This window comes from Corynebacterium canis (assembly GCF_030408595.1).
Lineage (GTDB): Bacteria > Actinomycetota > Actinomycetes > Mycobacteriales > Mycobacteriaceae > Corynebacterium > Corynebacterium canis.
In genome coordinates this window covers 1298466-1321947 of the sequence record NZ_CP047080.1, presented here as the reverse complement: position 1 = coordinate 1321947, position 23482 = coordinate 1298466, and the positions used below count along the sequence as shown (strand labels likewise).

Below are 23482 nucleotides of genomic sequence, written 5' to 3'. Positions count from 1 at the left end.
CCGGCCCAGCGTAAAATTCGAACAAATAGCCAAAGAAAAACACCCCCGGAAAATCCGCCTCAATGCGGGTTCTCGGAGGTGCTATAACAACCAAACAATTATCCGAACAATGCCTGCGCGGTGCGGTACCGGCCGTTAGGAACAACCTTCAACGTACCAACAGCTTCCTGCAGGTCAATCAACTCAATGTGCTCGCCGCGCAACGCAACACACTTACCAAAATCACCGTTTTCGCAGGCCCGCGCAGCGTGCACGCCGTAGCGGGTAGCCAGAACGCGGTCGTACGAGGTGGGGGTACCGCCGCGCTGAATGTGGCCGAGCGTGGTGGTGCGCACATCATGGCCAAGGCGCTGCTTAATTTCATCGCCAATAACCTGGCCGATGCCATTGAAGGTTTGGTGACCAAATTGGTCAACGCCGCCCTCATCGAATTGCATTGTGCCTTCCTTGGGCAGCGCGCCTTCCGCGACGACAATGATGCCGTACTTCTCCCCCATTTGGAAGCGACGCTCCATCGCCTTACAAATGTCGGCGATATCGAACGGAACCTCCGGAATCACGATGTAGTGCGCGCCACCGGCCATGCCGGCATGCAGTGCGATCCAACCGACGTGGCGGCCCATGACCTCCACGATCATCACACGGTTGTGGGATTCGGCGGTGGTGTGCAGACGATCGATCGCATCAGTAGCTACAGACACAGCGGTATCAAAACCGAAAGTGTAGTCCGTGCCATTGACGTCATTATCAATGGTCTTCGGCACGCCGACCACCGGAATGCCGTTATCGGACAACCACTTTGCACCCTTCAGGGTGCCCTCGCCGCCAATCGGAATCAGAGCGTCAATCTCGGCGTCGGCAAGGTTCGCCTTAATCTGGTCCAATCCTTGCTTGAACTTTTCAGGGTGCAGGCGACCCGTGCCCAGAATAGTGCCGCCGCGAAGAAGAATGCGGTCGATTCCTTCATCGTCATAGAGCTGAATGCGGCGATCTTCCATCAAGCCGACCCAGCCATCTTCATAACCAACAACCGTTGACCCATAAGAGGAGGCGGTACGGACAATACCACGGATAACAGCATTCAGTCCCGGGCAGTCGCCGCCGGAAGTCAGTGTGGCAATACGCATAGTTCCGATACTAGCCCGAACCCTTTGAGTCTGCCCGAACGGAAGTGATCCATATATCCGGCTTGTGGCGAATCCCTCATCGGTCACACGAAAACACAGGGAATCTAAATTTCCAAACTTCCAAAATTGCGGTAATCTCGTGGTTGATGCCCCAACCCTCCCGAAGAAAGCCGTACCCTTGCGAAAACACCGAAAGCTCAGCTATTTCCTCGGCGCAACTGCCGCTCTCATCATCACCAGCCTGCTAGCAATTACTGCCCTCGTAACGTACCGCCTTGATGCACTCAAACTCTCAAGCAAACAAACCGGCGATCCCGAACTCGCTAAAGTCTTGCAAGCAAACGCCAAAACCGGCACCCACCAGATAACTGCGCTTTGCGTCACCCCCAATGCCACCCGTGCCGCAGGTTTAGGTTTTACCGAGCATTCCCCTGTGGATATCGGCTCCATCACCAAGACTTTTACCGCCGAGCTCCTACGCAAATCCGAAAGCCTTACCGAGGAAACTACTATCGGCGAAGCTCTCCTCCCACACCACGAAACATTACGAATATCGCCACAAACCATCACGGAAAGCCCGCTCGCAAGCCGAACGTTAGGCGAACTTGCTCGCCATACCTCAGGGCTCCCCCGCCTCGCGGGTATCTCCGCAACCACTATTTATACTTCCGTATTCTTCAACACCAACCCCTATGCGGGGATTTCGCGTGAAGACGTCATCACCGCAGCATTGCAATCCCCACTCACCAATATCGGCACGGAAAACTATTCAAATGTAGGAATGGCACTGCTCGGCCAATTGCTCGCCCTAGACGCCGGCACCACCTACGCTGATTTATTGCAAACGTCGCTGCTCACCCCGCTGGGCATGAGCGAAACCGCGCTACTCGCCCACACCGACGACTACCCAACAGCCACCGGATACGACGAATTTGGTCGAGCCGCAGCAACTTGGGAAATGGATGGTTATCAGCCCGCCGGGGCGTTACGATCCACCGCCCGCGACATGCGCCGATGGATCGACTACCTAATCGAACACGGCACCCCCGATTACACATGGGCGCCAGCAAAGCAAGGCATGGTGTGGCACGACGGCGGTACCGGTGGTTTCCGTTCCATCTTGGTAATCCACCCCCAATCACGCCAAGGCGTATTCCTCGCCGCCGATACCGCCGCAGCCGAGCTGGAGCACGTGGCGTTCACCATCTTGGATAGTTGCACCGACCCCAGCGGGCGGACCTAGACCTACAGGCTCTAACGAGCTCCCTCCAATGCCGGCTCCTTGTCTGCCACCGGCACTTCGCCGCGACCGGTCTTGTGGGAACGCCACACGCCCAGCGCGCTCAGGCCCAGGCCGATCACCAACACGGCGCCGCGGATACCCCACACGGTCCCGTCGCTGAAGTCAGTAAGCGCAAGGAGTTTCGGTGAGTTCAGGAAGATCAACCCGGTGCCCACGATGCCACCAAGCAGGAAGGGGTTCAGTCGGCTGACCAGCCACGCCGCAATGGGTGCCACGATCACGCCACCGACCAGCAACCCGAGCACGGCCAGCCCGTGTTCCACCAGGTCATGCCACAAACCGAACACGAATCCGAGCGTCGCGGCCAGCGTCACCAGGAACTCCGCCGTGTTTACCGCACCGATCACGCGGCGTGGTTCGGTGCGCCCGAGGCTCATCAGCGTGGAGGAGGTCACGGGGCCCCAGCCTCCGCCACCGGAGGCATCGATAAAACCACCGAATACGCCGAGCCCCGCAAGGAACACGGGATTATATGGTTGTTTCATTGCCGGCGGGGTGGACCGCCCGCGCGAGAATTTCACCAGCAGCATAACGCCGATGGCCACGAGGATGCCTGCGGTAATCGGCGCCGCGGCTTTCGTGGAAATATTGCTCAGGATGGTGGCGCCTGCGAAAGCTCCGATCGCGCCTGGGATACCGAGGCGCAGCACCACGCCCCAGTCCACGTTTCCGAATTTCCAGTGCGAGGCCCCGGACGCCAAGGTCGTACCAAGTTCGGCCGTGTGTACGATTGCGCTCGCTTGTGCCGCACCGAGGCCGGCGAAGGCGATCAATACGGTGCTGGCGGTTACGCCGAAGCCCATGCCGAGGGCACCGTCGATAAGTTCGGCGGCAGCACCCGCCAATGCGATAAATAATAGTTTCCTCATGAGTTTCGCCCTCCTTATGCAGCTACATAAACACTTGTGCGATAACGCGCGGCGACGATGTCCGCCAGCGCGGTTTCCAGCGGCGCACTTACGGTGAGCCGCGTATCGGTGTCTGCGGCGATTTGATGCATCGCTTTTGTCACCTTGTCCAGCAATAACCCTTCCGTCACAAAGAGCGGAAGGACGTGCAGATCCGCGCAATCAACGGCGACATCCTGTACGCTTTTCCCGCAGGTTGCGGCCGTTGTATGCACCCGCCGACCCGTCAATTCGGCCACTTGTTCGGCCAGCGCCGCGACGCTGGAATTGGGCCGCGCCTGGCTCGTACCCACCGAATACAAAGCGACTTCGGCTGCGGGCGGCGCGTCGGCGATCACGCGTTGCGCAAGGATCGCCGCGATATCCGAACTGGTGCCAAGACCGCTTGTCAGTTCGAGGTGCATACCGCTGAGCGCGGCCGCCTCCGCCACCGCTGCCGGCGCATCCACCTTCGCGTGAAAGGCCCGCGTAAACAGCAGCGGAACCACGATGGCCCGCTCGTGCCCGGCCTCCGCAAGTTCGAACGCAACATCGGCCAATAGCGGCTCGTTCAAATCGAGGTACCCAGTGCGCGCTTCCACACCCAACAGGGCACCCGCGGCGGCAGTGAGCTTATCGACGCCGCGCGGGGCGGCGTGATGCCGCGACCCGTGCGCAAGCACAATCAATGCAACCATCTACGTCACCAACCCTGCGCCTAGGGTGTCGCCGGTGGCTTGGTCGATAATCAGCACCGCGCCCACGGCACCGCGGGCCGCGTATGGTTCCACCGGTAGTTCGGAGGCCAATTCGATTCGCACATCGGCGACGTCGTTGAGCCCCCACGAACCTTCGGCGATCCGGGCCCGCACCAGCGAGGTCCCGTACCGCACGCGCACCTGTTGACCTGCGCGAACCTCCTTATCGGCTAGGCCCACCACGGTGGCGCTAAAGCTCCGCACCGAGGCCGGACGCGCTTCGCCTGCGATCAAATCTCCGCGCGAAAGATCGATATCATCGGCCAGCAGCAGCACCACCGAATCGCCCGCCTGCGCCAGCTCGACCGGGCCATCCGAGGTGTCGATTCCACTGACCACGCTGGCGCGCCCGCCGCCCAAGCTGACGGTGTCGCCGACGCGGATCTTGCCCGCCGTGACGCGGCCGGCGTAGCCGCGATAATCCGTGGCGTGATCGCGGATCACGTATTGGATCGGGAACCGAAAATCCAGTTCCTGGGCGCGCCCGGAGGTCACGGAAATATTTTCTAATACCTCCAGTACCGTGGGGCCGTCGTACCACGGCATGTGTGCGCTCGGCTCCACCACGTTGTCACCCAGCAGCGCGGAAATCGGTATCACGTAGACCTCGTCAAAAGCCTCCGCAACCTCCACAAACTCTTGTTCGATTTTCCGGAAGGTGTCCGCGCGGAAATCCACGAGGTCGATCTTGTTTACCGCCAGCACCACGGTGCGCACGCCCAGCAATTCGGCGGCGCGCAGGTGGCGCAGCGTTTGCTCGACGATGCCATTGCGGGCATCCACCAAAAGCACCACTACCTGGGAGGTGGATACGCCGGTGACCGTATTGCGCGTATATTGCACATGGCCCGGAGTGTCCGCCAGAATAAACGTTCGCTTCGGGGTGGAAAAGTAGCGATAGGCCACGTCGATGGTAATGCCCTGCTCGCGCTCCGCACGCAGCCCATCCACCAGCAAGGACAGGTCCAGCTGGTCTAGGCCCTTTTCTTTGGAGGTGCGCTCCACTGCGGAAAGCTGGTCGGCGAGCACGCTCTTGGTATCGTGCAGCAAGCGTCCGACAAAGGTGGACTTGCCGTCGTCGACCGAACCTGCGGTGCACAGGCGCAGGGTTTCTCGGGTTTGTAATGCGCTGGTCATCAGAAGTAGCCCTCCTTTTTCCGGTCTTCCATTGCTGATTCGCTTAAACGATCGTCGGCGCGGGTGGCGCCGCGTTCGGTCAGGGTGGATGCCGCGATCTCGCGGATCACATCGTCTACGGTGGTGGCGTCCGATAGGACGGCGCCGGTACACGACATGTCCCCAACGGTGCGATAGCGCACCCGTTTGATCTCCACCGCCTCTCCTTGGCGCGGGCCGCCCCAATCGCCGGGGGCCAACCACATGCCGTCGCGTTGGAAGACTTCCCGCTCGTGCGCGAAATAGATCGGCGGTAGCTCAATGTTTCGAGCGCCGATGTATTCCCACACGTCGGCCTCCGTCCAGTTAGAGATGGGAAACACACGAATGTTCTCCCCCGGCAGATGCCCACCGTTATATAAACTCCACAACTCCGGTCGTTGCCGTCGGGGATCCCAACCGCCGAAGGAATCCCGCACCGAAAACACGCGTTCCTTGGCGCGGGCGCGCTCTTCATCGCGCCGGGCGCCGCCCAGGACGGCGTCGTAACGCGCCTCGTTGATGGTGTCTACCAGCGGAACCGTCTGCAGGGGGTTGCGGGTGCCGTCGGGGCGTTCCACCACATCGCCGCGGTCGATCCAATCCTGGACGTGCGCCACCCGCAGCCGCGCACCGGTGTCGGCTACCAGGCGATCACGGAACTCAATCACCTCCGGAAAGTTATGGCCGGTATCCACGTGCAAAAGTTCGAAAGGCACGGCAGCCGGAGCGAATGCGCGGCGCGCCAATTCGAACACCACAACGGAGTCTTTACCGCCGGAAAAGAGCAGCGCCGGGCGGTCGAACTGCCCCGCTACCTCGCGCAAGATATGGATGGATTCGTTTTCCAAATCCTTGAGGTGTGGGGACAGGGCAGTCGTTGTAAGGGCAGTAGTCATGTATGTAATCCGCATTCTGTTTTGGCGTGCCCGGCCCAGCGGCCAGCACGGGGGTCTTCTCCTTCGGCCACCGGCAAGGTGCAGGTGGCGCACCCGATGGACGGGTAGCCCTGGTGGGTTAACGGGTGTTCGATCAATTGGTTTTCGGCGATAAAACGTTCGGTGTCTTCGAGTGACCAGGTCACCAGTGGGGAAATCTTTAAACGCCCGGTAGCGTCCAACGCCAAGGCGGGTGTATTGGTGCGCGTCGGGCCGTCGGCACGCCGCAATCCTGTGATCCAGCCAACATAGGGGCTGAGGCTTACCGCCAGCGGCTCGACCTTCCGCATCCGACAACATGCGGCCGGGTTGCGCTGAAACAGGTCCTTTCCGTAGGCGGCGTCCTGGTGCGCGACGTCGAGAAGCGGGCGCGCAGTGACCAAACGCTGCGGGTAACGCTGCTCCACCTGCGCGGCCACGGACAACGTCTCGGCGAAGTGGTAGCCGGTGTCCAGGAACAGGAAATCCGCGTTCGGCAGGTGCCGCGCCGCCAGCTCCGCAAGCACCGTATTTTCCATGGAAAGGGTGACCACAATCTGCCCGGACGCGTGCTCGTGGGCCCATTCCAGAATCGTGCCGGCGTCGGCGTGATAGAGCTGGTCAGCATAGGTTTCCACGAGTTGCGCATTGTGTCGCTTCACGGCGTCCAACAGCGGCTCGGTGGTCCGCGGGCCCTCGGGGCTGACCTCTGGGTCGCGGAAGATTGACACTGTGTTAAAAGGCAACATGATGGTGTCCATGGGTTTCTAGGCTGGTTCGCAACGCTTGCGCCGTGGAGGCACTGGGCGCGGGGGCATTATCGGGGTCGTCTTGGCCGTAGAACATGACGGAGAACACGCGGCGGCATTCCCCGCAGTTCCAGGCGAACTCGTTTTCTACATCTGGAAAGAGTTCGGTGCCCGCGCAATATGGGCAGTATTGCGGGAAGTTGCGGTTGGCGTTTGGCTTGCGGCGCAGGCTCATTGCAGGTCCTCCTCCGCAGCACGCAGCACCCACTCGCGGAAGTGTTCGCCCTCGGCGCGCTGCTCCTTGTACTTGCCGACGACGCGCACCACATAGTCGCCGAGTTCCTTCGACGTGACCTTGTGTCCACGCAGCTTACGGCCGAAATCGGGGTCGAAACCAAGGGCGCCGCCGAGGTGCACCTGGAAGCCTTCCACCTTATTGCCTTCATCATCGGTGACCAGCTGGCCCTTCAAACCGATGTCCGCCACCTGGGTGCGGGCGCAGGAGTTGGGGCAACCATTAAGGCTGATGCGCAGCGGCACATCGAGGTCGCCGAGGCGTTGCTCCAGATCGTCCACCAGCTCAATCGCACGTGCTTTCGTGGTGACCAGCGCGAGCTTGCAAAACTCCAGGCCCGTGCACGATATAACGCCGCGCCGGAACTCGCTGGGCTTGGTGTACAGGCCGACCTCTTCCAGTGCCCCCGAAAGCGGCTCTACCTGCGACTCCTCCACGTCCAGGAAGAGCAATTCCTTATCGACGGTCGTGCGGAGGCGGGAAACGTTGTGGCGTTCCGCGGCGTCGGCAATCGCGATGAGCTGCTCGCCCGTTGCGTGGCCAACGGTCGGCTTCACGCCCACGTAAAACCTGCCGTCCTTTTGCTTATGGACGCCGATGTGGTCCCGGTTTCCGGGATTGACCGGCGCCGCGGGGCCATCGGCCAGCTTGTAGCCGAGGTAATCCTCTTCCAGGATTTGCCGGAATTTTTCCACGCCCCACGCTGCCACCAGGAACTTCAGGCGGGCGCGGTTACGGAGGCGTCGATACCCGTAATCCCTGAACACACGTACGGTATTTACCCAGACTTCGGGCACTTGTTCGAGGGAAACCCAGACTCCGAGGCGCTGCGCAAGCATCGGGTTCGTAGACAAACCGCCGCCCACGTACACATCGAAACCGGGGCCGTGCTCAGGGTGATTCACGCCGATAAACGCGAGATCCTGAATCTCGTGGGTGACGTCCTGGCGCGGGGAGCCCGAGATAGCCGACTTGAATTTACGCGGCAGGTTATGGAACTCCTCGCGCTCCAGCCAATTATCCACCAGGTCCTGGATCGCCGGGGTTCCGTCGATGATCTCATCGGCCGCAATGCCAGCCACCGGCGAACCGAGAATCACGCGGGGAACGTCGCCGCAGCCCAACAGCGTGGACAGGCCCGCGTTATCCAGCTTGTCCCAGATGGCGGGCATATCCTCGATGCGAATCCAGTGCAGCTGAATGTTCTGGCGATCCGTAAAATCCGCGGTGCCGCGCGCGTACTCCGCGGAAATCTCGCCCACCACACGCAGCTGCTCCGTGGACACCACGCCGCCATCGAAACGCACGCGCAGCATGAAATACTTGTCCTGCAGCTCCGCATTGGTCATCGAACTGGTGAACTCGCCGCCCAGGTTTTGCTTGCGCTGCGTGTACAGGCCCACCCATTTAAAGCGCGGGGCGAGGTCCTCGGCGGAAATGGAATCAAAGCCCTGCTGCGAATACAGCTCGATAATGCGCTGCTTGCAGGACAGGCCGGGGTCTTCCTGCTTGATGCGTTCATCGTCGTTTAATGGATCGGTGCCATCGACTAGCCACTGGCCATCGGGTTTCTTCGCCCGCGGGGGGCGCTTCTTGGTCGCGGTAGTTGGTGGAGTCATAATAAAAATCCTTGAAACGTAGTTCGGGCTGGTCCTTCGTGAAAACGTAGTGCTGAACAGTAAAACATACAGCTCGGTCTGTTTCAATGACCCTTGGTGCTTTGAGCGCAATTCAGCTGGTATAAAAAGGCGGTGAAATGGGTGAATTGGTTAAATTCATGGAACGTCGAAATGGCGCGCGGGGAGGCGAAACGTGCTGCTGTTTGGCGTTGTAAAAGCGGGATGCGACAAGGGCGCATACCGGCTGGTCTATAGCGCTTAGACATTTCCCCCTAGCTAATTATATTCAATAGTTTGTTTGGCGACATTTAACCGGCGGTGGCTGCGGAAAGGTGTTTTCGGTGTCAGGTGGCGCCTTGACAAGTTTCGCCTGGGCATTAACCTAGTAGACTGCTTAGTCTGTTAGGTGCAGACTGGCCTGCTCATTGCCAGAATTTTGAAAGGCTTTCAACGCATGACCCAGACCCCGAACCGCCCGCTGCGCGTAGCCGTGATTGGCGCGGGCCCCGCAGGCATCTACGCCTCCGACATTTTGATCAAATCCGCGGTTGATGTCCGCGTTGACCTCTTCGAACAAATGCCCGCTCCGTTCGGCCTGATTCGGTACGGCGTGGCCCCGGATCACCCGCGCATCAAGGGCATTGTGAAGTCCCTCCACAACGTATTGGACAAGCCGGAGGTGCGGCTGCTGGCCAATATCACCGTCGGGCGCGACATTAGCGTAGCTGAACTGCAGGAATACTACGATGCGCTGGTGTTTTCCACGGGTGCCGTGGGCGATCGCGACCTGGACATTCCCGGCGCGGACCTGCCGGAATCCTATGGCGCGGGCGAGTTCGTCGGCTTCTACGACGGCAACCCACGATTCGAACGTTCGTGGGATCTTTCCGCCAAGCAAGTCGCGGTGATTGGCGTGGGCAACGTGGGCCTCGACATTGCGCGCATACTTGCGAAAACCGGCGACGAGCTCTTGGTGACGGAAATCCCCGACAATGTCTACCAGAGCCTCAAAAACAACCAAGCCGAGGAAGTACACGTGTTCGGTCGCCGGGGCCCGGCGCAGGTGAAATTCACGCCGCAAGAGCTCAAGGAACTCGACCACTCCCCCACGATCAATGTGGTGGTCGACCCCGAGGACATCGATTACGACGCCGCCTCCGAAGAAGCCCGGCGCGCGTCCAAATCGCAGGATTTGGTATGCACCATCCTCGAGCAATACGCCATTCGTGACCCCAAGCAAGCGCCCCACACGCTCCACATACATTTGTTCGAAAACCCCGTGGAAATCCTGGAAAAGGATGGCCACGTTGTGGGGCTGCGCACGGAGCGTACCGCCTTGGACGGCCAAGGCGGCGTGGTCAATACCGGTAAATTTACGGATTGGCCGGTGCAGGCGGTATACCGCGCCGTGGGCTACCGCTCCGACGCTATAACCGGACTCCCGTTCGATGAGGAAAACGCCGTTATTCCGAACGATGGCGGCCACGTTCTTAACCTCGACGGCAGCATCGTGCCCGGCATCTACGCCACCGGCTGGATCAAGCGCGGGCCGGTGGGGCTGATCGGAAACACGAAGTCCGACGCCAAGGAGACCATCGATATGCTGCTTACCGACGCCGCTGAGGGGAGGCTCCCAGCGCCGGTGCACGCGGACGTCGTCACGCTGCTTGACGAACGTAATATCGAGTACACAACGTGGGACGGTTGGCACCTGCTGGACGCCGAGGAACGCCGCAGCGGCGAATCGGAAGGGCGCGAACGCAAAAAGATTGTCGAATGGGAAGACATGGTGCGCGTCGCCCGTTCCGTCCCCGTAGTGAGCTAGAACAACTGTACGGACGGCAAGCGCTGCTACGGTGAGGGTATGCCGCATTCAACGCCCACCACCGCCGAACTTGCCGCCCGCCTCACCGCCCTAGAGGAACGCGTGAGCGAACTCGAACACGGCGCAACTACCGAAAAGACTATCGACGCCGCGGCTGCCGGAACCGTGCACTTTTCCGGCGAGGTCGCGCTGCCGATGGGGGAAGTCAAATATCAATGGGTGCGGCCGGTTGACCTGCTAATAGAGACGGCCTGGGAGGATTCCTTCAGCCGCATTTCAGCCCTCGCTCACCCGCTGCGCGCGCAAATTTTGCGGCACTTGTTGCGGCAAGCGGCGTCGGTAGCCGAACTGGTGAGCGCAGAGGTGGTGTCCTCGGCAGGCACCGCCTACCACCATATTTCGGCGCTGGAAACCGCAGGTTGGGTGGTGAAACAGCGCGGCGTATACAGCATTCCGCCGGCGCGGATCGTTCCGCTACTCTGTTTAATTGCCTGCGGCGAAAACCACTGAAAACGGTTTCGGTTGCGTGCGAATAAAACTGTGATGAAGTGCACAGACGTGGCGGTTGTCGGTCGTGCTGCATGAAGGTAGTATGAGTGATAACAATATCGGGAACTTAGGGAAATATCGGAGGGGGCCATGGACACCATCACTCGGGAGGAACGTCTTGCCCTCATGGGTCCGCGCGGTGAATACTACGGCGTGAACAACCCCGACGGTGACCCGCTCACCATGGCCTTCCATCGCGGCATGCTACGCCGCCACCTGCAGCACCACATTGATCCGGCCCGCGAAGACGTTAATGCGCATTGCTCCAAATATGCCGTTATCTATAACACCACTCCCCACGTGCAGCGCGGATGGCTCTACAGCGTTGAAACCCTGCAGCGGCTGCCGCGGCTCACGCAACACGCGCTCACGCTCGGCCACCTTGATTACCCACGGCTGCGAGCGATCGAAACGGCGACGTGCTACATGCCCGAAGAGAACGAAGAAGCGTGGCGGAAACTCGATGAATTCCTAGTCACAGCGCTGACCGCGTCACGGCCGAACCAAGCTGTGCCCAGTGCCGCGCGGATCCGAAAAATCACCCAAGAGTTCATTAAAAAGCTGCAGCTCAGCGGCAAGGTGGACCAAGGGCTAACGCCGAATTCCAGCATCAGCATTCTGCCGTCCTATATCCCCGGCTACTCAAACTTCAACCTCGAGGCGCCCACGGAATCAGTGGAAGCCGTGGCGCAGGCCATCGATGCGCTGGCGAAAAAGCACAATATCACCCATGCGGAAGCCTTCACCCTGCCGTTCTTGAAGGAAGGCGGGTTGGAGCTGCCCAAAACCTGGACCGTGCACTTCTTTGGTACCGGGCCCGAGCCGAAAGGGTTCCAGCCGGACTACATTGAAAACATCGGCACGCTCACGCCGGAGCAGCGCGAACTCTTCGGGCGGGGCTACAAGTACTTTGACCTTGAACACATCGCGCTCATGCTGTTCAACTTTTACACTCCCCCGCAGGAACTCAAAGAAGCCGTCATGCTGCGGGACGGCCACTGCCGCTACCCTGATTGCAACGTGGCCGCAACGGATTGCCAGGTGGATCACGTGATTCGGTGGCAGGACGGCGGGTTGACCACGTACTCGAACCTGCAATGCCTGTGCGCCAACCACCACAACTCCAAAACCGACAATCGCAGCATCTGCAGCATGACCAGCGACGGCACCGTCACCTGGGTTATCGCCGGGGAAACGATAGTAACGGCCCCCGAAGGCAGAATCGCCGGCGTGATCGGCAGCCCACTAGGTAACCTGACCCTGCGGGCGGGGTTCACCTTCCCCATACCGATTCGAAAACCCACGCGAGACGGCTTGGGCAATTGGGGCATGACCCTCAACTCGGTGCTGGAAAAACGGCGCGCGCCGAAACCGCCATCTAAACCTGCCGAACCGCAGCCACCCCCAGATGAACAATTCTGAGAGGTAAGAGCCCCAAAACCCACAGGTCGCGGGGCCTACTTCTCATGCCGGAACCGAGAAACCGCCGCTAAGCCGAACCCCAGCGCGATCACCGCTGGGATCACGGCATTCCCCATCGCGGTGGCAATATCCGTCATCGCGGCACCGATCTGCATGGCCGCACCAATAACCGCCGCGCCGACCACCGACCCAACCTGGCGCGTGCTGTTATACACGCCCGACGCCGCACCCACGCTTTTCATGGGCAAATCGCGCATCGCCGTCGCAGAATTCGGGGACCACACGAGGCCATTGCCAAAACCCATGAACGTGATCGGCAGCAGCATCCACCACAGGCTGATCCCATCGCGCATCACCACGACCAGCAGCAGAATCGCCACCGTCATAAACGCGAACCCGCTCATCGAAAGAATGCGCGGATCCAGCCGATCGGAAAGCCTACCCACGAACGGCGCCAGCAGCCCCGAAATCACCGCCATTGGCACCAGCATGAAACCAGCGCGTTCGGCGCTCAGCCCGTGCCCCTCCTGCAGGAAAATCATGACGGGCAGCATTGTCCCGCTTACCGCAAAGCCCATCATGGCGATGGAAAACGCGCCGATGGAAAAGTTTCTGTTTCGGAAAATCTCCAGCGGAATCAGCGGCGCCGCAACCGTTTGCTGCAGCCTAATAAACACCGCGATAAAGATGCAACCCACCGCGAGCACCCCCCAAATCCATATCGGCCAACCGCGATCCGGCCCCTCTTGCACGGCGAACACCAAACCGAACATACCGACGATCGATACGATAACGCTTGCGAAGTCAATCTTGCGCGCCAGCCGAGGCATGGGCGGCACCCACACGGCGACCATCGCCAGTGAAAGTATGCCCAGCGGAACATTAATGAAAAATACCCACTGCCAGCCGATTGAGTCAACGATAATTCCACCGAGGATAGGTCCGGTGAGCGTTGCCAACCCCGCGACAGCGCCCCATATACCCATCGCAGCCCCGCGACGATCGCGTGCGAACACACGGTTAATTACGCTCATTGTTTGCGGCGCCATTATCGACGCCCCGAGCCCCTGCGCCGCGCGCGCCACAATCAACGCAACAATATTTGAGGCTAGCCCGCAGGCAAGGGAACTTAAGGTGAATATCACCATGCCAACCAAATAGACGTTTCGTTGCCCAAATCGATCACCTAGGCGACCGGTGACCAGCAGTGGTACGGCGAACATCAAGAGGTAGATGGAGGTAACCCAAACAACTTGGTTAATGCTGGCACCAAGCTCGGTCTGGAATTGTGGGGTCGCCACTGCCACCACTGTCTGATCCAGCAGGATCATAAAAAACCCGATGCACAGCGCAGCTAATGCGCGCCACGCTTGCCGTTCTGGCATATTCACGCTGGCTCCGCAAACAACTTGCCCCGCAGCGCCAAATATATGGACGCCACTACCCACGCCACCGCTAGGATCACGGCCATGGTGTAAATGGAAACCTGCGTGAGCAATATGGTGGTTATGGCGAAGCCCACGGGGCTCGCCATCTGCCCGATTGCGCTAAACAGGGAAAACGCGCGACCCCGAAGATTATCTGCAATTGATTCAGTGACCACGATCATTTGCAGTGGGCCGACAATACCGCCAGCTACGCCAGCCACGGCCATGCCGAGCAACACGATCCAGGAATATTGCAAGAACCCGAGGCAAATAAAGCCCAAGGTAAACAGCATCATGGTGGAGAACCACACCATCCGGCGATTATCCGAACCAATGGCCGCGATAATGCTCCCGCCGATGATCATGCCGACCGCATAGGCTGAATGCACAAAGCCCATCATGGTGGGGTTATCGATCGCCTGGAAATGCGCCGGAACCAGCAGCATGAGGTATGGGGTAACCAACACCGCGGAAATAGCAAGGGCTACCGCAAGCAAGCGAATCACTGGGATTCTGAGCACCGTCAGCCACGCTTTGATGCTCGAATCCTCCTCCATGACTTCCGCGCCTGGGTCCTTGGTAAGGCGCATCAACGCCGTCAACAACGCGGCAAGCAGCGAACAGCCTGCGGTAATCCACAGCACCTGGTTGATCGGAAGGTTCGCAAGTAAGATTCCGGCCAGCGAAGGGCCCAAAAACATGGCGATGCCCATCAGTGTTTGATTAATGCCGGAAAGCATATCCAGAGACTTGCCGGACGTGTAGGCAACGTCACCGGCGAGGGCGGCGCGGGCGGCCATGCCCGGGACGTCGCCAATCGCGCCAAGGATGCCGATCACAATAAACCAGCCGAGATTCAAACCAGCCCACGTATCAACGGCGATCAATGCCACCACGGACAAACCGCTGATCACATCGGAAATCACGCTCATGGGCTTACGGCCCACGCGGTCAATCAAATGGCCACCGTAAAAGGCGAATAGCAGCGACGGGACGGCAATGGCAGTCGCCACGACGCCCGCCGCCGCAGGGTCCCCAGTTCGTTGCAGCACCAGCCACGGCCACACGACCATGGCCACGCTATTGCCAAGCAATGATGTTCCCGCAGAAGCGAGATACAGCCAAGCAGTTTTCATGACAATACTTCCTTTCACTGCCTGGCTTACATTTCCAGATTACTGGAAATATTCCAAACCAGGCACACTCGCCGGAAGCTCCAATGCGGGCTTAATATCAGACTTCGGGGCGAGGTTGAATTTTTCCATGCCCTTGCGCACGTGCTCGGCCGCATCAATGTTCAATGGGCCCGAGGTCCACATCGCGTACGGGAGGTTGATAAAGCGGTTTTCCTTCACGGCCGGAAGGTCCTTGGTCACCGGGTTTTCCTTGAGGATCTTCACCTTCTCATCGAACTCCTGGCCGGGGTACTCAACGAACACGAATACGTCGGGCTTGGTGGAGGTCAGGTGCTCCCAGCCGACCGTCGTCCAGGTATCCTCAACGTCCTCCGCAGCGTTTTTGGCGCCAGCGGCTTCGAGGATCGCCTGCGGGGCGCCGAACTTACCGGAGGTAAAGATGGTGTCCTCGGCGGAGTCGAATACAAAAGCGACCGGCTTGGTGGTGGGCTGCTCGGCGGCTTGCAAGGTGGCGAGGCGGTCCTGCTGGTCCTTGACCACCTTGTCAGCGGTATCTTTATGGCCAGTAATTTCGCCGATATTTGCCATGTCGATTTCCACGGCCTTCCACGGGTCCACGATACCACGCTTAGTGGTGCCCTCTTGGCGGCAGGACTCGGTGAGGATATAGGAATCAATACCCTGTTCCTTCAGCGAATCCGGGGTGAGGTTCTTGCCTTCATTGAAACCGTAGTTCCAGCCAGCGACGAAAATATCGGGCTGCTTGCTCACAACCTCTTCGAGGGAGGGGTATTGCTTGGCCACATCTTCGAGGCCAGCGATAACGTCCTTGCCGTACTTTGCGCCGAGGATATCCACGTCGCGCTGGACCGAACTGACGTACTTGATATTGTCTTGGGCGCCAGCGGACAACACGATGGAAATGATATTTCCATCGTTAACGAACAGGTTATCGGCCTTTTCAAAGGTGACTTCCTGGCCGCAGTTTTCTACGGTAACCCCACCAGCCGCGGCGGCAGACGTACTGGGGGACGTGGACTCGCCGCAAGCCGACAGCAGCAATGCGGAGCTGGCAAGCAATGCCAAAGTGTACTTCTTCATGGGTTTCTCCTTATTTAGAGTGAATCGACGATGAGATGCGTGCGCGTAGCCTCGGGAAGTTTCGCGAGCATCGCCTGCACATCAAAAACGCGACGCAGGTTTTCTGGGACCAGCACTTCCTCCGGCGCACCCGCCGCAAGCATGGTGCCCTGGTGAAGCACCACAACCTGGTCGAAGTGAGAGACGGCAAGGTCTAGGTCATGAATCGTGGCCAAAATGGTGCGGCCGGATTCGCGCAGCACCTTCAGCAAATGCAACTGGTGGTGCACGTCTAGGTGGTTGGTGGGTTCATCAAGCAGCACCAGGTCCGTGCCCTGTGCGAACCCACGTGCTAAAAGGGCGCGGCGGCGTTGGCCACCTGACAGCTGATCGCAAGGGCGATCGGCCAAGTCCGCAACACCCACCAATTCCAGGGATTCCGCAACAATGCGGCGCTCCTCTCTGCCGCCCAGCTGCCAGGACTTCAAGTGGGGCAGGCGCCCCAGAGCCACCATTTCGGAAACAGTCAGATCTCCGGGTGGGGATTCCTCCTGCCCCACGAGCGTCATTTGGCGGGCACGGTGACGCGGGCGCATGGCGTGGACGGGCGCGCCGTCGAGAAGCACGGAGCCGGCGTGCAGGGAGGTAATGCCCGCGAGCCCGCGCAATAATGTGGATTTGCCTGCGCCGTTGACGCCGACGAGGGCGGTCATGGTGCCGCGTTCCACGGTGAAGGTGATGCCGCGGACGATGGTGGCCTTGCCGATGCCGCACGCGACGTCATCAATTACGAACATCAGTTCTGACCTCCGAAGTGGTAGCGGCCGCGGCCCATCAACACAAGGAACAATGGCGCACCCAAGACGCCGGTGACCACACCCAATGGAATCTCCTGCGGCGGTGCGGAAATACGTGCGATCACATCCACCCACAGCAAGAAGAGTGCGCCCGTGGCCATGGAAATAGGAAGCAGCCGCCAATGCAGGGAACCGACCATCATGCGCGCTAGGTGCGGAATCACCAAACCAACGAAGCCGATGCCGCCCGCCACGGCGACCATCGCGCCGACCAAAAGCGCCTGGATAAAGAACAACGCTTGGCGTAGCACACCCACTCGAACGCCAAGGGCGGCGGCGGTGTCAGGGCCTGCGGCGAGGGCGTCTAATTGATTGGAGAGCAGCATCAATGCGATCCCTCCGATAATCACAATGGCGAACGGCAACGCAAGCTTGTTCCATTGCGCACCGGCCACGGAACCGAGCATCCAGAACATGACGCCTTGGGCGGCGCGGGCGTCCGGACCCTTGAACACAAGGAAGCTCGCCATGGCCGAAAACGCCGAGGAAAGGACCACACCTGAAAGGATCAAGCGCAGCGGGGTTAAGCCTCCTTGGGCCATCGTGATGGCATACACGGTGGCGGTGGCGACGAGGGCGCCGATTAATGCGCCACCCGAAAGTGCGTACAAGCCAAGCGAGGACAGCATGCCGAACGTTAAGACGGCAGTGGCGCCGACGCTGGCACCCGCGGAAACGCCGAGCAAGTACGGGTCCGCAAGCGGGTTTCGCACGAGCGTTTGCATAGCGACGCCCGCGAGCGCAAGGCCCGCGCCCACGATCAGCGCGAGCAGCCCGCGAGGCACACGCAACTCCCACACAATGGAATCAATTGCCTGGTCAGGACCTTTTCCGCCATTGAGACGGGCCCATACCACGTCCCACACCGCCTCACTGGCGTAATCCACAGAACCAAACGTCAATGAGATGACAAAGCTCACCGCGATCAAAACCAGCAGCAGCACGAACAGCGCCACCGTGAACAGACTTCGACGCAGACCTGTCCCGGACAAACGGAACTCCTTCAACATTGCTCCGACACGTCGAACGCGGACGTGGCGAAGACTCAGCGAAGAGCCGGCAGGTTTTCGGACTCGTTGGATCACCCCACCCCCAAAGCACCTTCCCAGCCTTCACAAGGCCAGTGGTATATCCCATTTTGGGGGTAGTACCCAATCACCGCTGCGCGCCAGTTTCGGATTCACACCGAGATTCCCTTGACCAGCTCACTGACGGTAAGAATTGTATCCCACCGCAAGTTCAAACGAGCAAAACAGGTAAATTAGTGCGATATGAAGTTCAAAAATGCATCCGAAGTACGTACCGCACCTGTAGTAGCCACGGGCCTGATCGGGGGTTGGCTCACCGCCCGCGAAACCGGCGTCCGACCGATCGGTGGCGCACTCCTCACCGCCGCGGGCATTTGGGCCGCACGCAGCTGGTATGACAAGGGCGGCCTGCCGCTGGCAACCGGGTTGACCGCCGCGTATATTGCGGCTTTCGGCGTGTCCCACCCGCTGGCCAAAAAGATTGGTGCATGGCCCTCCGTGCTCGCCGTGACCAGCGGAGTTGCCGGCGCCGCGCACTTGCTTTCCGACGCCCGCTAGCACCCCCGTTCGTGGGCAGGAAATTCTCCATGTGCTATTGATTGTTTTGGTCAGAAACCCGCTACAGAAACGAAAGGACGTGTCATGCAACGCTTCAATCAGCTGCCATCGCGTCATTTCCTGTGGGGTTGTTGACCAACGAGCTCGTTAACGCCTCGCAGTCAGGATTCATTTCTGGCGGGGGCGATTTTTTATGTCCCCGCCGCAATTAGTAAAGGGGAAACCCATGGCTCGAAACCTGCGATCCCGTATCGCAGACATCAATAATCACCGGCCAAAGGTACATATTTTCGCCAGCGAAATCGAGGAATCTACCGTCGCGCAGGCGCAAGATACCGCCAAACTTCCGTTCGTATACCCGCACGTAGCGCTCATGCCCGACGCACACACCGGCCTCGGATCTTCCGTAGGCACTGTGTTCGGAACGATCGGCGCCGTGATCCCCGCCGCCGTCGGCGTGGATATCGGCTGCGGCATGATCGGCGTGCGCACCCAATTCCGCGCCGCCGACCTGGAAGGCAAGGAGCTGACCAAGCTGCGCGATGCGATCATCCGCGCGATCCCGCTCTCCCCCGGGAAATACAATCGGTGGCAGCTGGAACCCTCGGCGGACGAACGCTGCCGCGAATTGGACGCCCTGGCACGGGAAAACGACGTGAACCTGAAGCATTCACCGAACTGGCGGCAGCAGCTGGGATCCCTCGGCGGCGGGAATCATTTCATCGAACTCTGCCTCGACGAGGAAGACATGGTGTGGATGTTCCTGCACTCCGGCTCCCGCGGCGTGGGAAACAAAATCGCCCGCGCACACATCGATATCGCGCAGGCCAATATGGTGAAATGGTGGGTTCCATTGCCCAATCCGGACCTCGCCTACTTCGTCGAAGGCACCCCAGAATTCGACTCCTACCTGCGAGATCTCCACTGGGCGCAGCACTTCGCATTCCTGAACCGTGAAGAAATGATGGATCGGTTCTCCCGCTGCCTCGCCGCCTTTATGGGGCAGGCCGTGGTGGAACAGCAGCGCATCAATTGCCACCACAACTACACGGTAAAGGAACACCATTTCGGGCGCGACGTGTGGCTAACCCGCAAGGGAGCCATCCGGGCGGACGAGGGTGCCTTGGCGCTGATTCCCGGATCCATGGGAACCGCATCCTACGTGGTGGAGGGCAAGGGCTTCGCGCCCGCGCTAAACTCGGCGCCGCATGGGGCGGGGCGTCGATACTCGCGGACCGAAGCGCGCCGGCGTTTTACCGAGGCGGACCTCGCCGCGCGCATGGAAGGCATCGTGTATCGGCCCGGCGATGCGTGGGTGGACGAAATCCCCGACGCGTACAAGGATATCGACCAAGTCATGGCCGATTCGAAAGAGCTTGTGGAAATCAAACACAAGCTGCGCCAGGTGCTGAATGTGAAAGGCACCTAATTGGATAGTTTTGCTCCCATTATTTCAGGATCGGCTAGCATGAAATTAGCAAACCGATCCGAAAAGGGAGACAACCATGCCAAATGAAGCACATCCTGTGGGCGTTGCGGTCCCGTCCAGCATCGATCTTATGAATATCGGATCGTACGGCGTGGGCGAATTGTTTTCACCGGGGAGATTCGCCCACGGGGTGCAGGTCCTCTCCGATCTTATGCCGCTATTTTCCTATAGCGTGGCCGCGCAATTCCTCGTTCCGCTGGATTACGTCATATCCTAGCCCCAAAAAATGGGGGCGAAACGTTGTTGTGCGGAATTCGAATACGTAAGGAGACACGACATAGACACAGAGAGGATTTATATTTCCGATTGTAGATTTGGGCGATCGAACCCTAGAATCAATAATCGCCAGCCCTTGATGTAGGGAGGGCGCCTGAAACTTTTGCACGATTTTCACTGAATACGAGAAAAGGAAAAGCCACATGACCCCACCCACCAGCTCTGACATTGTGAACGATTCCGTCGCTGGGTCCGCCGCGTTCATCGGCTCCGATTTCTACACCGGTTCGACCATCTTCAACAGCCTGCCCGGGATGCTTTCCTACAATGTTACGGCCCAGTTGGACCAGTTCTTCTCCCTGCTTGGACTGTCATAACTGAATACTCGTACAAAGGGGCCCACAGCGGGCCCCTTTTCTTATTGGCCAGCCTCGAACGCCGCGCCGACGCGGTAGAGGCGGTCATCGGCAAACGCGGGGGCCATGATTTGCAGGCCCACCGGAAGCTGCGTGTCCGGCGCGAGGCCCGCGGGCAGCGACATGCCGCACAGGCCGGCGAGGTTCAGCGGCAGCGTGCACAGGTCAAAGTTGTACATCGCCAGCGGATCGGACACCTTTTCGCCCAGCTTAAAGGCCGTGGTGGGAGTAGTCGGGGAAATCAGCACATCGCAATGCTCGTACGCATTTGCAAAGTCTCGGGCGATCAGCGTGCGGACGCGCTGCGCCTGCAGATAGTAGGCATCGTAATAGCCAACCGAAAGCGCGTACGTACCCAGGATAATGCGGCGCTTCACCTCCGGACCGAACCCAGCGGCGCGCGTCATAGCCATCACTTCGTCGGCGGAACGCGAACCATCGTCGCCGACCCGCAGGCCATAGCGCATACCATCGAATCGAGCCAGGTTCGAGGAAACCTCGCACGGCAAGATGAGGTAGTACGCCGCCAGCGCGTCGTCGAAATGCGGGCAATCAACTTCCACGACTTCGGCGCCCTGCTGCTCCAGCTGGGCGACCGCCCTGTGAAATTGTTCGAGGACGCCAGGCTGATAGCCTTCACGGTCGAATTGCTTGACCACGCCGACGCGCACGCCGCGCAGATCCCCGCTCGCGCCCTCCTTCGCCGCGGCCACGACGGGGGCGACTGGGCGGTCCACACTCGTGGCGTCGAAACGGTCATAACCAGCGATAACCTCGTGGAGCAAGGCGGTATCAAGGACGGTGCGCGCGGTCGGGCCGCCCTGGTCAAGGGAGGAAGCGCAGGCGACCAAACCGTAGCGGGAAACGGTTCCATACGTCGGCTTTACGCCCACCGTATTGGTCAGCGCGGCCGGCTGCCGGATCGAACCGCCGGTGTCCGTGCCTATCGCCAAGGGTGCCTCGCCGGAGGCCAAGGCTGCCGCGGAACCGCCGCCCGAACCGCCCGCGGTGCGCTGCAAATCCCACGGGTTGCGGGTGGGGCCATAGGCAGAGTTTTCGGTTGACGAACCCATAGCGAACTCGTCCATGTTTGTCTTGCCCAAAATGGGGATGCCGGCTTCGCGGATACGTTTGGTTACGGTGGCGTCGTACGGCGCAATATAGCCCTCAAGGATTTTCGAAGCACACGTGGTGGGCGCGTCCGTGGTAGTAAACACGTCCTTCAGCGCCAGCGGAACCCCGGCCAGCGGGGACGCTGGTGCCTCACCAGCGGCCAAACGCGTATCGACGTCGCGGGCAGCGGCCAACGCTTCCGCCGCACCGACGTGCAAAAACGCGTGAATATCGGCGTCGATCTCGGCGATGCGGTCGAGATGCGCCTGGGTTACCTCCACGGAGCTGACCTCGCCGGTGTGGATCTTTGCGGCGAGTTCGGCGGCGGTAAGGTGCGTGAGTTCATTGGAACCGACAAGGTAATTGGTCATTATTCCCCCAAGATTTGCGGTACGACGAAACGTTGCTCGGCCACTTCCGGGGCCTGATCGAGAGCTTGTTCGGGAGTGAGGGTGGGTTCCACGACGTCGGCACGCATGGTGGTGTGGATTGAGTGCGGGTGGCTCATCGGCTCCACCCCTTCAGCTGCGACCTGCCCCACAGCGCTCACATGGGCGATAATGCCATCGATCTGATCTGCGAATTGGTCGAGTTCTTCCGCAGTGAGAGCAAGGCGAGCCAAGCGGGCGAGGTGGGCGACCTCATCGCGGGAAATTTCAGGCACGGGTATCCCCTTCTTGATTAGGGTGTCTGATTCACTCAGCTTAACGCAAGCGTTGGCGGCGTCGGCCATAAGGGCCCGCGCCGTCGAATTATGCGCGGGAACTATTCTGACCTGCAAAGCGTTCAAGAACATAAAGGTAATTCGTCCATGCTCGGCCAAAGGAGAGTACTGAACCATGTCCTACCTGATCCGCGTTGTCCTACCGGATGTGCCGGGAAGCCTCGGCCTATTAGCAGATGCGTTCGGAGTGGTAGAGGGCAATATTCAATCGGTAGACGTGGTGCACCACGCGCCGGACGGCACGGTGATCGATGACATTGTGGTTACACTGCCCACCAGCAAACTCCCCGATAGTTTGATTACGGCGGCGCAGCAGCTCCCCGGGGTGGAGGTGGATTCCATTCGCCCGTTTACCGGCACCGTGGATAGGCGCGGGCAAATCGAAATGCTGGCCGCAGTGGCCACGCATCGGCGCGATGTGCGGCGCGCAATGCAGGAGCTGGTGACCGTGATCCCGCGGACCATGACCTCCGGCTGGGGGATCGTACTAGACGTTGCGGATGGGTCGAGTCGGATCGCGGCCTCCCCCGCCGCGCCGGCGGACGATGGGTCCTCGCCCGCGATTCATATCGATGCCGCCTGCGTGTTAACCCCCGAGCATGATCCGTGGGTTCCCGCGGGCTGGGCCATGTTGGATTCGGCATTGGCCGCGACCCCGATCGATGGCACTTCCCTGGTGCTGGTGATTGGGCGGCCGGGCGGACCGGACTTCCTCGCCAGCGAAGTCGAACACTTGGGCGATGTGGGGACGATCATCGGATCGATATTAAACTAGCACTCTTCATACCTTTCGCGCTGTCTGTGAGTAACATCGGAATTGTTTGAAGTCCCC

24 protein-coding genes and 1 riboswitch are annotated in these 23482 nt (G+C 59.9%); of the genes, 9 read left to right on the top strand and 15 right to left on the bottom strand.

Translation table 11 applies throughout. The features are described 5' to 3' along the window. Positions 1–98 precede the first annotated feature (98 nt). Positions 99–1127, bottom strand: a complete 1029-nt coding sequence (locus CCANI_RS05825; RefSeq protein WP_146323354.1) for an ATP-dependent 6-phosphofructokinase — start codon at positions 1125–1127, stop codon at positions 99–101. 178 nt (positions 1128–1305) lie between these two features. Between CCANI_RS05825 and CCANI_RS05820 the strand changes: the two genes are divergently transcribed. Then, positions 1306–2370, top strand: a complete 1065-nt coding sequence (locus CCANI_RS05820) for a serine hydrolase domain-containing protein (RefSeq protein WP_290211544.1) — start codon at positions 1306–1308, stop codon at positions 2368–2370. 11 nt (positions 2371–2381) lie between these two features. Here CCANI_RS05820 and CCANI_RS05815 read toward each other — a convergent pair whose 3' ends face one another. From CCANI_RS05815 to CCANI_RS05785, 7 genes are read right to left on the bottom strand one after another with little or no spacing between them, the layout of a single operon-like run. Then, positions 2382–3299, bottom strand: a complete 918-nt coding sequence (locus CCANI_RS05815; protein WP_146323352.1) for a sulfite exporter TauE/SafE family protein — start codon at positions 3297–3299, stop codon at positions 2382–2384. Positions 3300–3313: 14 nt separating this feature from the next. Continuing rightward, entirely contained in the window at positions 3314–4015 is a 702-nt protein-coding gene (locus tag CCANI_RS05810) for a sirohydrochlorin chelatase (RefSeq protein WP_146323351.1), read from the bottom strand. Beyond that, entirely contained in the window at positions 4016–5212 is a 1197-nt protein-coding gene (locus CCANI_RS05805) for a sulfate adenylyltransferase subunit 1 (protein WP_146323350.1), read from the bottom strand. It abuts the gene before it with no gap. Beyond that, positions 5212–6129, bottom strand: coding sequence for a sulfate adenylyltransferase subunit CysD (gene cysD / locus CCANI_RS05800; RefSeq protein ID WP_146323349.1), 918 nt, complete (start codon positions 6127–6129; stop codon positions 5212–5214). The genes CCANI_RS05805 and cysD overlap by 1 nt, the downstream gene beginning before the upstream one ends. Beyond that, entirely contained in the window at positions 6126–6908 is a 783-nt protein-coding gene (locus tag CCANI_RS05795; protein WP_146323348.1) for a phosphoadenylyl-sulfate reductase, read from the bottom strand. Before CCANI_RS05795 ends, cysD begins: the two co-directional genes overlap by 4 nt. Beyond that, positions 6883–7131: a hypothetical protein gene (locus tag CCANI_RS05790; RefSeq protein WP_146323347.1), complete on the bottom strand. Its 249-nt coding sequence runs from the start codon at positions 7129–7131 to the stop codon at positions 6883–6885. Before CCANI_RS05790 ends, CCANI_RS05795 begins: the two co-directional genes overlap by 26 nt. Then, positions 7128–8810 (bottom strand): nitrite/sulfite reductase, encoded by a 1683-nt coding sequence (locus tag CCANI_RS05785; RefSeq protein ID WP_146323346.1) that lies wholly within the window; start codon positions 8808–8810, stop codon positions 7128–7130. The genes CCANI_RS05790 and CCANI_RS05785 overlap by 4 nt, the downstream gene beginning before the upstream one ends. A gap of 454 nt (positions 8811–9264) precedes the next feature. Here CCANI_RS05785 and CCANI_RS05780 point away from each other — a divergent pair, with 454 nt between their 5' ends. The 3 genes from CCANI_RS05780 to CCANI_RS05770 all read left to right on the top strand — a co-directional run bounded on the left by CCANI_RS05780 (position 9265) and on the right by CCANI_RS05770 (position 12606). Continuing rightward, positions 9265–10635: an FAD-dependent oxidoreductase gene (locus CCANI_RS05780; RefSeq protein WP_146323345.1), complete on the top strand. Its 1371-nt coding sequence runs from the start codon at positions 9265–9267 to the stop codon at positions 10633–10635. 39 nt (positions 10636–10674) lie between these two features. Continuing rightward, the gene (locus CCANI_RS05775; protein WP_146323344.1) at positions 10675–11145 is read left to right on the top strand and encodes a winged helix-turn-helix domain-containing protein; all 471 of its coding nucleotides are present in this window, start codon (positions 10675–10677) and stop codon (positions 11143–11145) included. 129 nt (positions 11146–11274) lie between these two features. Then, on the top strand, positions 11275–12606 hold the full coding sequence (locus CCANI_RS05770; RefSeq protein WP_186750027.1) for an HNH endonuclease signature motif containing protein: 1332 nt from the start codon (positions 11275–11277) through the stop codon (positions 12604–12606). Positions 12607–12641: 35 nt separating this feature from the next. Here the strand turns inward: CCANI_RS05770 and CCANI_RS05765 are convergent, their stop codons facing one another. The 5 genes from CCANI_RS05765 to CCANI_RS05745 are packed head-to-tail and all read right to left on the bottom strand — an operon-like array spanning position 12642 to position 18083. Continuing rightward, positions 12642–13991: a DHA2 family efflux MFS transporter permease subunit gene (locus tag CCANI_RS05765; RefSeq protein WP_146323401.1), complete on the bottom strand. Its 1350-nt coding sequence runs from the start codon at positions 13989–13991 to the stop codon at positions 12642–12644. Positions 13992–13993: 2 nt separating this feature from the next. Further along, positions 13994–15169, bottom strand: coding sequence for an MFS transporter (locus CCANI_RS05760; protein ID WP_146323341.1), 1176 nt, complete (start codon positions 15167–15169; stop codon positions 13994–13996). A 39-nt stretch (positions 15170–15208) separates the two neighbouring features. Then, positions 15209–16270: an ABC transporter substrate-binding protein gene (locus tag CCANI_RS05755; protein ID WP_146323340.1), complete on the bottom strand. Its 1062-nt coding sequence runs from the start codon at positions 16268–16270 to the stop codon at positions 15209–15211. A gap of 14 nt (positions 16271–16284) precedes the next feature. Beyond that, positions 16285–17046, bottom strand: a complete 762-nt coding sequence (locus tag CCANI_RS05750; protein WP_146323339.1) for an ABC transporter ATP-binding protein — start codon at positions 17044–17046, stop codon at positions 16285–16287. Beyond that, positions 17046–18083 (bottom strand): FecCD family ABC transporter permease, encoded by a 1038-nt coding sequence (locus CCANI_RS05745; RefSeq protein WP_425457306.1) that lies wholly within the window; start codon positions 18081–18083, stop codon positions 17046–17048. Before CCANI_RS05745 ends, CCANI_RS05750 begins: the two co-directional genes overlap by 1 nt. A gap of 64 nt (positions 18084–18147) precedes the next feature. Further along, positions 18148–18326: riboswitch (cobalamin riboswitch) on the bottom strand. 51 nt (positions 18327–18377) lie between these two features. Between CCANI_RS05745 and CCANI_RS05740 the strand changes: the two genes are divergently transcribed. The 4 genes from CCANI_RS05740 to CCANI_RS05725 all read left to right on the top strand — a co-directional run bounded on the left by CCANI_RS05740 (position 18378) and on the right by CCANI_RS05725 (position 20774). Further along, a complete protein-coding gene (locus tag CCANI_RS05740) occupies positions 18378–18692 on the top strand; it encodes a hypothetical protein (RefSeq protein WP_146323337.1) in 315 nt (104 codons plus the stop codon). Positions 18693–18918: 226 nt separating this feature from the next. After that, on the top strand, positions 18919–20121 hold the full coding sequence (locus CCANI_RS05735) for an RtcB family protein (RefSeq protein ID WP_146323336.1): 1203 nt from the start codon (positions 18919–18921) through the stop codon (positions 20119–20121). Between the two features lie 76 nt (positions 20122–20197). Continuing rightward, on the top strand, positions 20198–20398 hold the full coding sequence (locus tag CCANI_RS05730) for a hypothetical protein (RefSeq protein ID WP_146323335.1): 201 nt from the start codon (positions 20198–20200) through the stop codon (positions 20396–20398). A 202-nt stretch (positions 20399–20600) separates the two neighbouring features. Next, positions 20601–20774 carry a hypothetical protein gene (locus CCANI_RS05725; protein ID WP_186750025.1) on the top strand — a complete coding sequence of 58 codons (174 nt, stop codon included), beginning with the start codon at positions 20601–20603 and terminating at the stop codon, positions 20772–20774. 41 nt (positions 20775–20815) lie between these two features. On the opposite strand, the gene gatA is transcribed toward CCANI_RS05725, so the two are convergent. Beyond that, the gene (gene gatA / locus CCANI_RS05720; protein WP_146323334.1) at positions 20816–22297 is read right to left on the bottom strand and encodes an Asp-tRNA(Asn)/Glu-tRNA(Gln) amidotransferase subunit GatA; all 1482 of its coding nucleotides are present in this window, start codon (positions 22295–22297) and stop codon (positions 20816–20818) included. Beyond that, a complete protein-coding gene (gene gatC / locus CCANI_RS05715) occupies positions 22297–22590 on the bottom strand; it encodes an Asp-tRNA(Asn)/Glu-tRNA(Gln) amidotransferase subunit GatC (protein ID WP_146323333.1) in 294 nt (97 codons plus the stop codon). Before gatC ends, gatA begins: the two co-directional genes overlap by 1 nt. A 175-nt stretch (positions 22591–22765) precedes the next feature. Between gatC and CCANI_RS05710 the strand changes: the two genes are divergently transcribed. Then, complete coding sequence (locus tag CCANI_RS05710) at positions 22766–23425, top strand: ACT domain-containing protein (RefSeq protein ID WP_146323332.1); 660 nt, start codon at positions 22766–22768, stop codon at positions 23423–23425. Positions 23426–23482 lie beyond the last annotated feature (57 nt).

What these genes read in the sequence shown, in the direction of transcription:
- CCANI_RS05825 (WP_146323354.1), bottom strand. Translation starts at nt 1,127, where the DNA reads ATGCGTATTGCCACACTGACTTCCGGCGGCGACTGCCCGGGACTGAAT.
- CCANI_RS05815 (WP_146323352.1), bottom strand. Translation starts at nt 3,299, where the DNA reads ATGAGGAAACTATTATTTATCGCATTGGCGGGTGCTGCCGCCGAACTT.
- CCANI_RS05810 (WP_146323351.1), bottom strand. Translation starts at nt 4,015, where the DNA reads ATGGTTGCATTGATTGTGCTTGCGCACGGGTCGCGGCATCACGCCGCC.
- CCANI_RS05805 (WP_146323350.1), bottom strand. Translation starts at nt 5,212, where the DNA reads ATGACCAGCGCATTACAAACCCGAGAAACCCTGCGCCTGTGCACCGCA.
- cysD (WP_146323349.1), bottom strand. Translation starts at nt 6,129, where the DNA reads ATGACTACTGCCCTTACAACGACTGCCCTGTCCCCACACCTCAAGGAT.
- CCANI_RS05795 (WP_146323348.1), bottom strand. Translation starts at nt 6,908, where the DNA reads ATGGACACCATCATGTTGCCTTTTAACACAGTGTCAATCTTCCGCGAC.
- CCANI_RS05790 (WP_146323347.1), bottom strand. Translation starts at nt 7,131, where the DNA reads ATGAGCCTGCGCCGCAAGCCAAACGCCAACCGCAACTTCCCGCAATAC.
- CCANI_RS05785 (WP_146323346.1), bottom strand. Translation starts at nt 8,810, where the DNA reads ATGACTCCACCAACTACCGCGACCAAGAAGCGCCCCCCGCGGGCGAAG.
- CCANI_RS05780 (WP_146323345.1), top strand. Translation starts at nt 9,265, where the DNA reads ATGACCCAGACCCCGAACCGCCCGCTGCGCGTAGCCGTGATTGGCGCG.
- CCANI_RS05775 (WP_146323344.1), top strand. Translation starts at nt 10,675, where the DNA reads ATGCCGCATTCAACGCCCACCACCGCCGAACTTGCCGCCCGCCTCACC.
- CCANI_RS05770 (WP_186750027.1), top strand. Translation starts at nt 11,275, where the DNA reads ATGGACACCATCACTCGGGAGGAACGTCTTGCCCTCATGGGTCCGCGC.
- CCANI_RS05765 (WP_146323401.1), bottom strand. Translation starts at nt 13,991, where the DNA reads ATGCCAGAACGGCAAGCGTGGCGCGCATTAGCTGCGCTGTGCATCGGG.
- CCANI_RS05760 (WP_146323341.1), bottom strand. Translation starts at nt 15,169, where the DNA reads ATGAAAACTGCTTGGCTGTATCTCGCTTCTGCGGGAACATCATTGCTT.
- CCANI_RS05755 (WP_146323340.1), bottom strand. Translation starts at nt 16,270, where the DNA reads ATGAAGAAGTACACTTTGGCATTGCTTGCCAGCTCCGCATTGCTGCTG.
- CCANI_RS05750 (WP_146323339.1), bottom strand. Translation starts at nt 17,046, where the DNA reads ATGTTCGTAATTGATGACGTCGCGTGCGGCATCGGCAAGGCCACCATC.
- CCANI_RS05740 (WP_146323337.1), top strand. Translation starts at nt 18,378, where the DNA reads ATGAAGTTCAAAAATGCATCCGAAGTACGTACCGCACCTGTAGTAGCC.
- CCANI_RS05735 (WP_146323336.1), top strand. Translation starts at nt 18,919, where the DNA reads ATGGCTCGAAACCTGCGATCCCGTATCGCAGACATCAATAATCACCGG.
- CCANI_RS05730 (WP_146323335.1), top strand. Translation starts at nt 20,198, where the DNA reads ATGCCAAATGAAGCACATCCTGTGGGCGTTGCGGTCCCGTCCAGCATC.
- CCANI_RS05725 (WP_186750025.1), top strand. Translation starts at nt 20,601, where the DNA reads ATGACCCCACCCACCAGCTCTGACATTGTGAACGATTCCGTCGCTGGG.
- gatA (WP_146323334.1), bottom strand. Translation starts at nt 22,297, where the DNA reads ATGACCAATTACCTTGTCGGTTCCAATGAACTCACGCACCTTACCGCC.
- CCANI_RS05710 (WP_146323332.1), top strand. Translation starts at nt 22,766, where the DNA reads ATGTCCTACCTGATCCGCGTTGTCCTACCGGATGTGCCGGGAAGCCTC.